This is a genomic window from Micromonospora sp. WMMA1363 (assembly GCF_030345795.1).
Classification (GTDB): Bacteria; Actinomycetota; Actinomycetes; order Mycobacteriales; family Micromonosporaceae; genus Micromonospora.
Map to the genome: position 1 here is coordinate 4,713,355 of NZ_JAUALB010000001.1, position 13,638 is coordinate 4,726,992.

10 protein-coding genes and 1 pseudogene are annotated in these 13,638 nt (G+C 67.4%); 8 read left to right on the forward strand and 3 right to left on the reverse strand.

Annotated features, from left to right (window positions below; genetic code table 11):
• Positions 1-11 precede the first annotated feature (11 nt).
• From QTQ03_RS21975 to QTQ03_RS21995, 5 genes and pseudogenes are all read left to right on the forward strand, one after another.
• Positions 12-557 (forward strand): GNAT family N-acetyltransferase, encoded by a 546-nt coding sequence (locus QTQ03_RS21975; RefSeq protein WP_289279679.1) that lies wholly within the window; start codon positions 12-14, stop codon positions 555-557.
• A 662-nt stretch (positions 558-1,219) separates the two neighbouring features.
• Positions 1,220-1,765, forward strand: a pseudogene (locus QTQ03_RS21980) (transposase); the annotation flags it as partial.
• A 156-nt stretch (positions 1,766-1,921) separates the two neighbouring features.
• Positions 1,922-3,658 (forward strand): IS1634 family transposase, encoded by a 1,737-nt coding sequence (locus QTQ03_RS21985; RefSeq protein ID WP_289276459.1) that lies wholly within the window; start codon positions 1,922-1,924, stop codon positions 3,656-3,658.
• Between the two features lie 31 nt (positions 3,659-3,689).
• Positions 3,690-4,775, forward strand: coding sequence for a transposase (locus QTQ03_RS21990; RefSeq protein ID WP_289279681.1), 1,086 nt, complete (start codon positions 3,690-3,692; stop codon positions 4,773-4,775).
• Positions 4,714-5,856, forward strand: a complete 1,143-nt coding sequence (locus QTQ03_RS21995; RefSeq protein WP_289279559.1) for an IS701 family transposase — start codon at positions 4,714-4,716, stop codon at positions 5,854-5,856. The genes QTQ03_RS21990 and QTQ03_RS21995 overlap by 62 nt, the downstream gene beginning before the upstream one ends.
• Before the next feature lie 193 nt (positions 5,857-6,049).
• Here QTQ03_RS21995 and QTQ03_RS22000 read toward each other — a convergent pair whose 3' ends face one another.
• Positions 6,050-6,964: an IS982 family transposase gene (locus QTQ03_RS22000; protein WP_289279682.1), complete on the reverse strand. Its 915-nt coding sequence runs from the start codon at positions 6,962-6,964 to the stop codon at positions 6,050-6,052.
• A gap of 223 nt (positions 6,965-7,187) precedes the next feature.
• The gene (locus QTQ03_RS22005) at positions 7,188-8,084 is read right to left on the reverse strand and encodes a hypothetical protein (protein WP_289279488.1); all 897 of its coding nucleotides are present in this window, start codon (positions 8,082-8,084) and stop codon (positions 7,188-7,190) included.
• 335 nt (positions 8,085-8,419) lie between these two features.
• Here QTQ03_RS22005 and QTQ03_RS22010 point away from each other — a divergent pair, with 335 nt between their 5' ends.
• From QTQ03_RS22010 to QTQ03_RS22020, 3 genes are all read left to right on the forward strand, one after another.
• Positions 8,420-9,838: an IS1380 family transposase gene (locus QTQ03_RS22010; protein WP_502889681.1), complete on the forward strand. Its 1,419-nt coding sequence runs from the start codon at positions 8,420-8,422 to the stop codon at positions 9,836-9,838.
• An 892-nt stretch (positions 9,839-10,730) separates the two neighbouring features.
• On the forward strand, positions 10,731-11,723 hold the full coding sequence (locus tag QTQ03_RS22015) for a hypothetical protein (protein WP_289279683.1): 993 nt from the start codon (positions 10,731-10,733) through the stop codon (positions 11,721-11,723).
• 88 nt (positions 11,724-11,811) lie between these two features.
• Entirely contained in the window at positions 11,812-12,018 is a 207-nt protein-coding gene (locus QTQ03_RS22020) for a hypothetical protein (protein WP_289279684.1), read from the forward strand.
• Positions 12,019-13,142: 1,124 nt separating this feature from the next.
• On the opposite strand, the gene QTQ03_RS22025 is transcribed toward QTQ03_RS22020, so the two are convergent.
• Entirely contained in the window at positions 13,143-13,424 is a 282-nt protein-coding gene (locus QTQ03_RS22025) for a cell division protein SepF (RefSeq protein ID WP_502889806.1), read from the reverse strand.
• Positions 13,425-13,638: the final 214 nt, after the last annotated feature.

Sequence of the window (13,638 nt, forward strand, 5' to 3'; positions counted from 1 at the left end):
ACCATCAGCGCATGTACCCGATCACCATCCCCGGCCGCATCATCACCCTCCGCGAACTGAGACCTGATGACGCGGCCGACGCCTTGGCGATCATCGGTGACGACCGCGTCACCCAGTGGCTCTCCTTCGACAGCCGCGACCACGCCGCCGCCGTCGCCATGATCGAAGGCGCAGTCACCCGGGCACAGCTCACCCCCCGCACCGAGTACTACCTAGCAGTAGCCGACGCGGAAGACCGCATGATCGGGTTCGCCCGCCTCGCGCTTACCGGCCACCAGGCCGCCAAGCTCGGCTACGCCATCAACGCCGACCACTGGGGCCACGGATACGCCACCGACGCCGCCCGCGCCATCACCGACTACGGCTTCCACGAACTGAAGCTCCACCGCCTCACTGCCGCCATCGGCCCCGACAACGCCGCCTCCATCGCCGTCGCCAAACGACTCGGCATGCAGTACGAAGGCCGACTCCGCGACCACGTCTACACCAACCACGCCTGGCGCGACTCCCTGCTCTACTCCATCCTCGCCCCGGAGTGGAACGCCGCCGCCGGCTGACCGCCCGCTCCCACAGCGCGGCACGCAAGCAGTTCCGATCATGCCGCCGGTACCATCGCCGCCATGCGCGACGCCGACACGCCGCCGCAGGACCCCACCGACCCCACCGACCCCACCGACCGCCCCGACACCCGTACCGGAACCCCACCTCGCCAGCAAGCAGCCCTCATCCGAGCCGCCGCAGCCGAGGTGCACGAGCGCGTACGCGAGTGGCGGAACCCGGATGGAGAGAGACACCGACGAACGCCCACCGATATCAGGCGACCGTGAACGCAGTAGTCAGCCTCAATGCATTGCCCGAGCCCACCACTACGGACGACGTCGCCGGACTCGTAGACGCTGTCCGCCCCGTACTCGCCGAGTGGCGACCAAGCCGCCCTGGCCCCGAACAGCAAATCTTCGCCGCCATTGAACGACTTCGCCGGCTCTGCGCGTAGCGCTTCACCACTCAACCTCCACTGTCGGAGGCGTGTGATCCGACAGCTGATGTGCGACGCAGCTTCGCCACAATTTGCGCAACCGCGCGATGAATCTGATGAAGCTAGCCTCGTCCGTTCAGAGCGGATTTGATTCATCGAGGGTCATGAAGGAAAGGTGCGCCTGGCCTGCAAGGATGTGAGTGTCTACGTCATGTCCACAGCAGAGTCGGGTGCACCTTTCTGGTGAGTAAGAGTAGCGGGTGGGATCAGCGGCTGCAGGTCGCGGCGGGTGGGAAGGGTTTGGTCGGGCATGCCGGCGCGGTTTTGCTGCGGCGGTGCGCGGACCGGACCGGGCTGGCCTGGGCGTTGAACGCGGTGCTGCCTCGCGGTGCGGGGCCGGGGTGGTGGGACCGGGGCACGGTCTTGATCTGCCTGGCGACCGCGATCGTGCTCGGCGCGACCAGCATGTCCGACATCGGGCTGCTCGCCCATCAGGCGCTGGTGTTCGCCGAGCCACCGTCGGAAGCGACCGTGCGCCGTGCTCTGGCCGGCCTCGACGAGACCGCCCTGCGCCGGATCGCCAAGGCGCGGGCGAAGGCCCGCGCCCGGGTCTGGGAGCTTCTCGAGCGCCGGCCGCAGGGGTTTCCGTGGCTGCTGGTGGCGGGCAAGCTGCTGACCGGGTGGGTGGTCATCGATCTGGACGCCACCCTGATCACCGCTCACTCCGACAAGCAGGGCGCGGCGGCCACGTTCAAGAAAGGCTTCGGGTTCCACCCCCTCGGGGCGTGGTCCCGAGTTCGACAGTTGGTGGGCATGCGGGGCGGATCGGCGGCGGATCCGTGCAGGTGAGAGGGCTGGCACCCATCGGAGACTGTCCAGAGGCGTGGGCAAACGGATTTGCCGTGGGTCTTGTTCTGGCCAGGCTTGTTGTCTGATGATGCGGGCATGTACTTGCGGAAGATCCAACGGCGGAACAAGGACGGGTCGGTGGTGCGATACCTCCAACTCGCCCACAACCGACGGGTCGGCGGCACCACGCAGGCCGAGGTGCTGGTCAACTTCGGCCGCGAGGACCGTCTGGACGTCGACGGGTTGCGCCGCCTGGTCGCCTCCATCAACCGCTACCTCGGCGAGGAGGACGAGGTCGCCGCGTCGCTGGGCGCCGAGGAGGCCGGGCCGCTGACGGTGGAGTTCTCCCGGCCGCTCGGGGCGAGCTGGCTGCTCGACGGGCTGTGGAAACTGTTGGGCATCGACACCGCCCTGGCCTCCCGCATCGACGGGCGCAAGTTCCGCACCGACGTCGAGCGCACGATCTTCGCGCTGGTCGCCAACCGGGCCATCGCCCCCGCCTCCAAGCTCGCCGCCGCCGAGTGGGCCACCCGCGACCAGGTCATCCCCGGCCTGGACGCACTGGCCGAGCAGCACGCCTACCGCGCCATGGACCTGCTCGTCGCCGCCGATGTCCACGCCGCCGTGCAGGAAGCGGTGTTCTTCTCCGCCGCACACCTGCTCAACCTCGAAGTCGACCTGGTCTTCTTCGACACCACCTCCACCTACTTCGAACGCGACACTGCGGACGACCCGGACGGCGAGAGCTCCAGCCTGCGCCAGTACGGGCACTCCAAGGACCACCGCAAGGACCTGCCCCAGATCGTCATCGGACTGGCCGTCACCCGCGAGGGCATCCCCGTGCGCTGCTGGACCTGGCCCGGCGGCACCAACGACCAGACCGTGATCACCGAGGTCAAGGACGGCCTGCGCGACTGGCGGCTCGGCCGGGTGGTCACCGTCTGCGACACCGGATTCTCCTCCGAGGCCAACCAGTCCTACCTGCGCCGGGCCGGCGGCCACTACATCACCGGCATCAAGATGCGCGAAGGCTCCCACCGCGCCGACCAGGCCCTGGCCCGCCAGGGCCGCTACCAGGAAGTACGCGACAACCTGCGCGTCAAAGAGGTCCGCCTCGACGGCGACGAGGGCAGACGCTTCATCATCTGCCACAACCCCACCGAGGCCGAACGCGATGCCGCCCGACGCGAAGACCAACTCACCGCGATCCGCGAGGAGTTGACGCGCATCAAGACCGCCCGGGAAGCCGACGCGACCAAGGCGAAGGCCAAGGCCGCCAAGACCGGCAAGCGCCCCACGGCCCCCTCGGACGCCCCGCACCGCAAGGCCGAGTGCGCGCTGCGCGACCACCCTGCCCTCGGCCGCTGGCTCAAGCAGCACCCCACCACCGGACGGCTGTCCATCGACACCGCCAAGGTCGCCGCCGAGGCCCGCCTGGACGGCAAGTACCTCCTCGCCACCAGCGACCCCGACCTGTCCGCCGAGGACATCGCGCTCGGCTACAAGAACCTCCTCGAAGCCGAACGCGCCTTCCGCACCCTGAAATCCACCCTCGACCTGCGGCCGGTCTACCACCGCCTCGACGAGCGGATACGCGCTCACGTGCTGCTGTGCTGGCTCGCCTTGCTACTGATCCGCGTCGCTGAGCGCCGCACCCAGCAGTCCTGGCCCAAGATCGCCGCCGAACTCGGCCGGATCCACCAGGTCACCCTCTCCGGCCCGGCCGGCAGCCTCCAGCAGACCACCCGGCTCACCGACACCCAGACCAAACTCTTCACCGACTGCGGTGTCCCGCTCCCGCCAAAGATGAGCAGCCTCAAGACCGCCGAATAGCCGCTGAGCTGGGAAAACAGGATCCGGAGCCGTGGGCAAACGGCCCCGAAGCCTCCCCACGCCCATCGCCCCAGGTCAACCCGCAGATCCGCCACCGCCGCATGCCCGCCAACCGTCGAAGCCGGGGTGGTGCGCGAACACCAGTGAGAGCCTGGCCATGCTGCTGCGGCCGGGCAACGCCGGCTCGAACACCGTGGTTGATCACATCCGGGTGTTGGGTGAGGCGGTCGCCCAACTGCCGGTCAGATACCGGCGCAAGATCCTGGTGCGGGTCGACGGGGCCGGCGCCACCCACGACCTGGTGACCCACCTGGAGCAGATGAACCGGCTGTGGCGCAGCGTGAAGTTCACTGTCGGCTGGACGATCACCGACGCCGACGAGACCGCGATCGCCGTGCTGCCCGCCGATGCCTGGACCAGCAGCCTCGAACCCGACGGTAATGCCACCGATCAGGCGCAGGTCGCCGAGCTGACCGGCCTCAACCAGCGGGTCGGCAACTGGATCGACGGGCTACGGCTGATCGTGCGGCGGACCAGACCGTCCACCCGACACGTCAGGAACCTAACCGACCTGGAGAAACGTACCGGCTGGCGGTACGCGATCGTCGCCACCAACATCCGCCGCATCCACGGCGTGGCCGGCTCTCACCAGCCGCAATGGCTCGACGTGCTGCACCGTTCGCACGCCGGAGTGGAAGATCAGGTGCGCACGAACAAGGCCATGGGCCTGCGAAACCTGCCCTCGAAGGCCTGGACCGTCAACCGCGGCTGGGTCCTAGCCGCGAACATCGCCGCCGATCTGGCCGCCTGGACCCGACTGCTCGGCCTGCACGACCAGCCCGACCTCGCCGACGCCGAACCCGGCACCCTGCGCTACCGGCTGCTGCACCTACCCGCCAAGCTGGCCAGCCACGCCCGCCGGAAGATCCTGTCCATCCCCGACACCTGGCCCTGGGCTGAGGCGTTCCAACTCTGCTGGCACCGCCTAGTACTGCAACGGCGGGTCGTGGCTTCGGGTGCTGATCATTCGTTGGTTGGTTGTGGTGGATGCGCGGGTGGTCGGGTCGTGGGATGCCGGGTTGGAGGAGTTGTTCTTCCGGTTCGCGCATCGGTTTGAGCGGGTGGAGCCGCGGCGGCGGGCATGGGCGTATGTGCGGGGGCTACTGGCACCGTTGGAGCGGCGTAACGGCTGGACCCTCGCGGAGCAGGCTGGGCATGTGTCGCCGGACGGGTTGCAGGGCATGTTGTGCAGCGCGGCGTGGGACCGGGACGCGGTCCGCGATGACGTGCGCGATTACGTGGTGGACCAGATCGGCGATGCGGCCGGGGTGCTCATCGCTGACGAGACGGGGTTCGTCAAGAAGGGCCGTGCGTCGGCGGGGGTCCAACGGCAGTATTCGGGTACGGCGGGCAAGACCGAGAACTGCCAGATCGGCACGTTCCTGTGCTACGCCACGCCGCGGGGTCGGGCGTTGATCGATCGGGAGTTGTACCTGCCCAAGTCGTGGACCGGTGATCGGGACCGGTGCCGGCGCTCGGCGATCCCGGACGCCGTCGGGTTCGCGACCAAGCCGCAGCAGGCGCAGGCCATGCTGGAGCGGGCGGTCACCGCGGGGGTGCCGTTTTCGTGGTTCACGGCCGATGAGGCCTACGGGCAGAACCCTGGCCTGCGGGGCTGGTTGGAGGATCGGGACATCGCGTACGTGATGGCCACCCGACGCGACGATCGGGTGCCCTCCGGGCTGCACACCACCACCGGTGTCGACGAGCTGATCGGCAGGGTGCGTGCGGGCGCGTGGCAACGACTGTCGTGTGGTGACGGCGCGCACGGGCCGCGCCGCTACGACTGGGCTCGGCTGCCGATCCGCCGCACCTTTGCCCACGGCCGCCGCGGCTGGGTCCTGGCCCGACGCTCGATCACGGATCCCGGCGACATCGCCTACTACGTCTGCTTCGGCCCCCGCGGCACCCGACTACGCGACCTGGTGCGGGTCGCCGGTAGCCGTTGGTCGGTGGAGGAATCGTTCCAGACCGCGAAGAACGAGGTCGGCCTGGACCAGTACCAGGTCCGCCGCTACGACGCCTGGTACGCCCACATCACCCTCGCGATGGCCGCCGCCGCGTTCCTCGTCGTCACCCGCGCCCTCGAAGCCGCAAAGGGGGCACCACCGCAAACGAGCGCAGCCAGATCCCGCTGAGCAGCAACGAAATCCGCCGCCTGTTCGCCCACCTCGTCCTGACCACCCGCCGTCGAGCCGACCACATCCTGCGCTGGTCCGACTTCCGCCGTCGCCGCCAGGAACAAGCCCGAGCCGCCCACTACCGCAAACGACTCAAACCGCCATAAGTCACGACCCGCCGTTGCAGTACTAGACGATCTATTCCGAGGGATCAGTGGTCGTAGGCGATGAGGGAGCGCATGACGGGTTGGCCGGTGGTCCAGTTGTGCCAGATCGCGGCGGTCATGGCGAGGATGCGTTGTGCGACGCGTACGAGTACGCCGGTGCCGGTACGGCCGCCGTGTCGTTCGAGGTCGAGTTGACCTTTGAGGGTTTGGTTGACGGACTCGATGTTCTGTCGCACAGCGCGCAGCAGTGTCCGTCCGGGGCGTGGCTTCTCGGTGCGGTAGGCGGGGCGGATCATGGTGACGCCGCGTTCGGTGAGCTGTCGTTCGGTGGCGGCGTCGCGGTAGCCCTTGTCCACGACCAGGATCAGCCCGTCGGGGTGGGTCAACAGGCCGGTGTCCAGGTCGAACAGGTCCATGAGTGCTTCGCGTTCGTCGGTCTTGGCGGTGGTCAGGGCGAATGCCACGGGCAGTCCGTGCACGGTGGTGACCAGGTGCAGACGCAGGCCCCAGAAGCGACGCGAGTGCGAGGCGCAGTAGCCGTAGGTGGCCCACCCGGCCAGATCAGAGCGTGTGACGGTCTCGCGGGAGCGTCCGCATTCCACCGGGGTGGAGTCGGCGATGCGCACCGGGTGCTGCCACAGGTCGGTGTCCAGGGCCAGGACCCGGATCAGGTGGGTGATCTGCGTGCCGAGTGTCCGTAGCCGCTTGTTGTACCCGGGCTGTTTCGGGATGTAGGGGAACAGGTGGGTCAGGTTCATGCGGGCGTGACGGATCCAGCGGGCTTCTTTGTGGTAGCCGAGCAGGGCTTGCAGCACCGCGAGGGTGATCAGTTCGGCGTCGGTGATCTTCGGGGCGATCCCGACCGCGGGTCGCCACCGGGTGAGCTGGGGCGACGACTTCAACACGTCGTCGATCTTCACGTACAGTGCGGTGGCGAGGGTGTCCCGATCGACGTGCACGTGGCCTCCATGGTCATCGTTGCTTCGCAACTTCGATCATGGACGCCCTCGCCTCCCTTCACTACCCCGTACCCCTCGGAATAGATCGTCTAGGCCTGATACCCCCGCCGACCTGACCCGTCCCCCCGGCCCTACCAGCAGAGAAACCACCCGGACCTGGAGAACCGGCGCCCGCGCAGCGACACGCGCCGACCCCGACCCCCAACCGCGTGGGACAAAACGGTCAAACCGAAACGGACGGCGAGGGATCAAAACCCTCTGACGAATCGAGGCCGGCGGAGGGGATTACCACCAAATCCGCTAGTGGGGTCTCGATCGCGTCTTCTAACGGCCGGGAGAGGTAGAAGTCGGCATAGAAATACCCGTCGGCTTCCATGCCCGAGGGGTCCAGCCCCCGCGCCGCCAACTCCGACAGGGCCCACTCCCGTTCGGCGTCGTCGATGAACTGTCGCTGCCGAACGGGCTGATCCGCCTTTTCGGTCACCAGTCCACGTCCTGCGAGCACTTCGGAGATTGGCCCGTAGTCATACGTCCGAAGGCAAAAAGCGGCCACCCAGGGTGGCTTTTCAGTGCACGTAAGTAGTCGCCCAAAGGTCCGTTCGGTGACATAACCGATGCCGCCGGTGGTCGTGATGAGATCGACCGTCGGCATTGTCTTGGCCAGCTCGGGTGACGGCCCTGCCGCCTCCAGGTTCTCGATGAACACACCGTCGAGCGCGCCGACCGCGACGGCGTGCCGGGCGGCGTTCTCGGCGACGTCCAGCCCCAGGACGTGGGGAGCGCCTGGCCGGGTTCGCTGGCTCAGTAGTTCGCTCTCGGCGCGACGCACCTGGTCTACGGTCCGTCCGTCGCCGACCGCACTCTGGTAGTACGTGTAGACATCGTCGAGGGCGAGGTCCGTCTTGGTGAGTAGCCCGACGATGCCGTAAGAACAGCATACGTCGAGTACGGTTGGTCGGTGGTCGCCTCCCCACGGCCGGGCATTGATCAGTTGGTTGAAAACGGTAGCTCCGTGCTGCGGAATCTCGTACCTGAACTGTCGTAGGTTCGTGTAGTAAGCGCGAGGTGTCTTCTGATTGTAGATTCCGCTGAAGTCGGCCTTACCGGACTCATCGGTCAACTTTCGACTCCCTGCTCTCTGGGCGCGCACCCCGACGCGCGGTTGTCGGCAGTGGTGCGCCGACAGCAGGATATGGCGACTTCGGAGCTAATCCAAGTCGGCAAACCAGCCGACACGTTCCGAGCGGGGCTGCCGTGCTCCTCTCCTCACCGCCGTTACCTGGCAATTCAAAGATCGCCTCAGGCTCTCCGATGGTACTTGCCGACCGCCCCTTAGCCTGGGCCCTTCGTTAAGGGCGGTCCACATCGTGGATCATGAAAGGAAAGGTGCCTTCTGACCTGGGAAGATAGGACTTGCTGAGGGTCTCATCTATCCCGAGGGAAGGCACCTGTCAGGTGAAGAGTACCGGAACACGACCGAAGATCATCGTCAGTAGCGATGGACGTGGCGTGGTCGGCCACGCGGGTGCCCGTTTGCTGGCCGACATCGCGGACGTAACCGGGTTGACCGGCGGGTTCAGCGAGGCCCTGGCCAGGCTGCGGCAGCGGCAGGGCGGGCATGACCCGGGTCGGGTCGCCGTGGACCTCGCGGTGATGATCGCCGACGGTGGTGAGGCGATCAGCGATCTGGCGGTGCTGCGGGACCAAGCGGGGCTGTTCGGCGCGGTCGCCTCGGATCCTACCGCGTGGCGGGTGCTGTCTGGTGTGGATGATGCTGTTCTGGCCAGGCTGCGGATGGCCCGCGCTGCCGCGCGGGAGTTGGCGTGGGCGCAGTCGGCCGAGACCCGCGACGGGCTGCCGGTGTCGATGGCGGCTGGTGCGCCGGTGTCTGGGCTGGTGCTGGATCTGGACGCCTCGATCGTGATCTGCCACTCGGAGAAGGAGCAGGCGTCCAAGACGTGGAAGAAGACCTTCGGATATCACCCGTTGTTCTGCTTCCTGGACAACACCCGGGAGGCGTTGTCCGGGCTGCTGCGCGCCGGGCGGGCGGGGTCGAACACCACCGCCGATCACATCAGCGTTCTCGACGACGCCCTGGCGCAGATCCCCGACGTCCACCGGTACGGCACCGACATCCTCGTCCGCTCGGATTCGGCCGGCTGCACGTACGGGTTCCTGCGCCATATCCGGTCGTTGCGTGAGCACGGTATGAACACGTTCTTCTCCGTCGGGGTGGCCATCGGGGAGGCGATCCGCGACGCGATCAAGCAGGCTGCGGGGCACCCCGAGCAGTGGGTACCGGCCCTGAACGCCGACGGCCAGCCACGCGACGGCGCCCAGGTATGCGAGATCACCGGCCTACTACCGGCCGACCTGCGGGCCAACTACCCCGACGGCACCCGGTTCATCGTGCGCCGGGAACGCCCGCACCCCGGCGCACAACTGTCGCTGTTCGACACCATCGAAGGCTTCCGCCACCAGGTGATGGCCACCGACACCGGCCCCGGCAACGGATCCATCCAGCATCTGGAGGCCCGCCACCGCGCTCACGCCCGCGTCGAGGACCGCATCCGCACGGGCAAGGACACCGGGTTCGGCCGCTTCCCATCCCGGGTGTTCGCCATCAACGCCGCCTGGCTGGAACTCGCCTTGTGCGCCATCGACCTGCTTGCCTGGACCCAACACCTGCTGCTCGACGGCGACCTCGCCACCGCCGAACCCAAGACACTGCGCTACCGACTGCTGCACGTCGCCGCCCGCATCACCCGCTCGGCCCGCCGCACGAAGCTGCGCATCGCCGAAGGCTGGCCCTGGGCCGACCAGCTCGTCACCGCGTTCGACCGGCTGGCCGTGCTGCCCCAGCCCGTCACCTGAACCCCAACCCCACGCCCCGACGAGTACCCCCATGGAGGAACCCGGCCACCGCGTCGGGTCCTCGCCGTGCCCATACCCCGATCGATCACCAAATGAAGATCAACAAATGCAAACAGGGCCTTGATCAACAGTTAGCGAAAGACTGAGGCTAGGGCACATCAGTGCGCCTCTGGGCGTCCGGATCTGGCCGATGAGAGGATGTCGGACCGCTCGGTCTGTCGCCGGTCGCCCTGGCGCACCACACGGAGGTCAGCACGCGTGGGAGGCAGAGCGTAGGCGCGAGTCCCCATAACGCATCCGGTCGAGCACGCCATCGCGGAGCTGAAGTGGTGGCGACAGCTTCAACGCGTCACCGGCCGCCGCGAGCTTCTATCCGAGACCATTGACGCGGTTGCCGGCTTGGTATGCGACCGCATGATCACCTGGCAACCGATCCACATCACGATAGTTCCACAGCCCCGGCGATTGCGCGCGTGATCGTGAGGCGTATGCCGCAGCGGACCGAGCCTCGGCGTGAACATCCTCGGATTCATGCCGTGCCAGGCCATAGACCTCAGCGACACCCGGCAAGCCGTCACCCCTCGCCGAACCAGTGCGCGCCGGCCACCCCACGACCAGCCCCAGAGCCAACGCCGTCCTCCACCTACAAGCTGCTGGTGCGCATCGAAAGGTGGTTGCCGTGCTGGTCTGACGCGGGTGAGGTGGCCTGGGCCGGAGCGGGTAGCTGGCGCCTCCGGGCTTCCGTCCAATGAGGCTCAAGATTTACTCAAGATCCCCGGAAACTCGCGCAACGGGCAACACGAGGAGTTCTTGGTCTAGTACTTTCGGCGATCACGAGGTTGATCGATCAGCCTTGTGATCGATCCTGATTGGAACCTGGGGAGGCTCCTTCGTGAAGCTGTTGACTACCCGTACCTTGCGTGCGGTCCTGATCGCCGCCACCGCGGCGGGCACCGTCCTGGCGGCGCAGCCGGCGATCGCCGGACCGGCACCGGCGGACGCGTACGCCGACGTCATCCGGGCGGCTACCGCGGACAAGCCCGCGCCGATTACCGGCGGTGTCTCGCCCGAGTCGGCGTTCACCGGGTCCGTGCAGGGCAAGAAGATCACCGTCGGCGCCGAGGCGGGAAGCCCCGTCGTGGTGAACTCGGCCGGCGGCGACCTGAAGCTGTACCTGCCGGAAACCGGCACTGGCAAGGCGGAGCAGACCCGCGACGGTACGGTGGTTCGCCCTGGCACGGACACGTCCACTGCGGTCCAGGTCCTCGCCGATGGCGCGGTGCGGGCAATGGTGGTTCTGGACAACGCCGACGCGCCCACGTCGTACCCGTTCCGCTTCGACCTGCCGGAGGGGCTGGTGCTGCGGGCCAGTGCGACCGACGGCAGCATCGACATGGTCACCACCGATGGCGCCATGGTCGCCGGTAAGATCAACGCTCCGTGGGCCCAGGACGCCGCCGGCCGCAGCCTGCACACCTGGTACGAACTCAACGGCAGCACCGTGACCCAACACATCGACACCACCGGGGCCACCTTCCCGGTTGTCGCCGACCCCGACTACGTCCACAACTGCGGCTTGACGTCGTGCAACTGGACGTTCACCCGCTGGTACACCGCCAATGTCATGCACCCTGCCATCACCGGCGGCGGCAGCATCGCCTCGATCCTCACCGGCGCGATCATGTGTGGAAAGTTGCCGGGAGCGGCGGGCGTCGCGTGCGGTGCGTGGGTCGCCGTCAACTACATGCAGGCGTACTGGCACGTCATCAACGCCAAGGCAAAGAACCACTGCTTCGTCGCGCGGTTCCAGTACGTCGGCGTGGTGTCGCCGATCAACGCGTTCAACACCGGCACCACCAACGGCGAGCACTGCATCAACAGGTAACCGGATCAAAGATCGGAGCGAGCCTGTGTTGTGGCTAATCCTGGCAGCTGTCCTGGCGTCCATCCTGGTAGCCCGAACCCTGCTACCCATGATCCGCCAGACGCAGCGCGACGGTCGCTACCCGGCCGCCGGCATCGTGGGCGGGATACTCTTCACCCTCATGTTCGCCGGACTCATCGCCGCGCTGTTCATCACCGACGACACCGCACGGCAGTGGAACGCCCTGGCGATCTGCGCGTTCGCCGTCACCGGCGGCGGACTCCTCATCTACGCCCAGACTCGCCCCAAGCAATAGCGACGCCCTGAACCGGGGCCCGCGGGATTCCCAAGGGCTACCGGCCCGGCCGCGTCGGCAGACGCAGAGGATCCATAGCTGAACACGGCCGTTGGCCGGCACCCGCATCGGGCGCCGGCCAGCACCGTGTTTCCCTGTACAGACCCCTCCACCATGGCCTTGGTGCGCCGGCAGCAGGCACATGCGCGACTCCGGGGAGTATTGGACCGCAGTGGGATGGGGATTGCCGGGCTCGTATCTGCCGGGCGAGCTGTGTAGGCGCATCGGTCGACCCGGTGGCCTCAAGCCCGTTTGGCTACCTCACCTCAGCGTTACGGCCGTCCACGGCGAACGGAAATCCTTAACCAGAATGATCGTTCGGCGGGCATCCATGAGATGGTCGTGCCCCGCACCTTCATGATCCGCCACCCGGATATGGTCGCGATCAACGCATGGAGGTGTCGCAGATCAGTTGGCGGATGAGTGTCGCACGTCAGCCGACGGAGGACAGCGCGCCAGCGACGCCACTGCCGAAACATTCTCATTAGGATCAAGCGCGCTCCGCGCGGCGCGGGCCGGGCGCGGTAACCGGCTCCTGACGGAGCCGCCGCCCCGCCCGCCTTCGGCGGCGGGGCGGAAAGTCAGCCGGCCCGAAAGCCACGCCCGCCCCGCGCGTCACCCACTGGTTCCGTAAAGGGAACCGGTGACGAGTCCCGGAGGTCGACCGGGACCAGGACGACAACGTCCTACCTCGCGTCACGCATCCAGCCTCACCACGGGGAACCGCGGACCGGTCGACGGCCGGGCCGGGCGAATTGCCGAACGGAATCACGCGGGCCGCTCACGGGTCCGAGGGAGGTAAGGGTGAGGAAGGGGGCGAAGGGGTGGGGCGGGGGGTTGAGGTTAGAGATTGTGCCTCCGGCGGGGGCCAGACGACTCCAGGATGGAGTTGCCGAACGGTTTCGGTCGCGGGTGGTAGTGGTTGAGGGATGCCATCCCGCCCACCGCCGACCCAGGCAAGCCGAGCAGACCAGGGCCAGGGCGACAAGGTCGTACGTCCGGTAGGGCGCTCCACCTTGTCACCCTGGCCCTGGCCCGCTCCACCGAAGGTGTGGGTCGGCGGCAGACGGGATGGCGGCGAGTGATTACGCGCTCAGAAGCGGCTCGTCCGGCTCAGCGTTGCTGGGAGTGAGGAGGAACACTCGGTTGGCCAGCCGCTCGATCGTGCCACGGTTGGCGAAGCATAGGCCCGCAGAGAAATCGACAAGACGTCGCGCGTCGCTCTCCTCAATCGCGTGCAGGTCAACGAGCACCTGACCCCCCTCCCTGAACACCTCGCCGATACCGCGCACACTACGGTAAGTGGTCGGCTGAAAGACCGTTGCGTGACGGAGTGCCGCGAGGATGCGCGGATCACGCAGCGCCAACGTGTCAAGATCGGCAGCGGCAGGTGCCGGCTCAGGCTGAGCCGACGTCGCAGGGGATTGGCTACGGACAGTGCGGAGCGTTCGGCCAACTTCACCGGCAGACCTAAGTAGCCCGGAAGCGAAACGAAGGCCGATCATTAGTCGAGTAAGGGGACGCTCCGTAGTTCCGTGTAGTGCCTCAGCCAGCTCTGCGAGCCATTCCTCATACAGGTCT

Bases quoted from the DNA above. Each gene is read 5' to 3' on its own strand.
- QTQ03_RS21975 (WP_289279679.1), top strand. From the start codon at position 12: ATGTACCCGATCACCATCCCCGGCCGCATCATCACCCTCCGCGAACTG.
- QTQ03_RS21985 (WP_289276459.1), top strand. From the start codon at position 1,922: ATGTACTTGCGGAAGATCCAACGGCGGAACAAGGACGGGTCGGTGGTG.
- QTQ03_RS22020 (WP_289279684.1), top strand. From the start codon at position 11,812: ATGATCCGCCAGACGCAGCGCGACGGTCGCTACCCGGCCGCCGGCATC.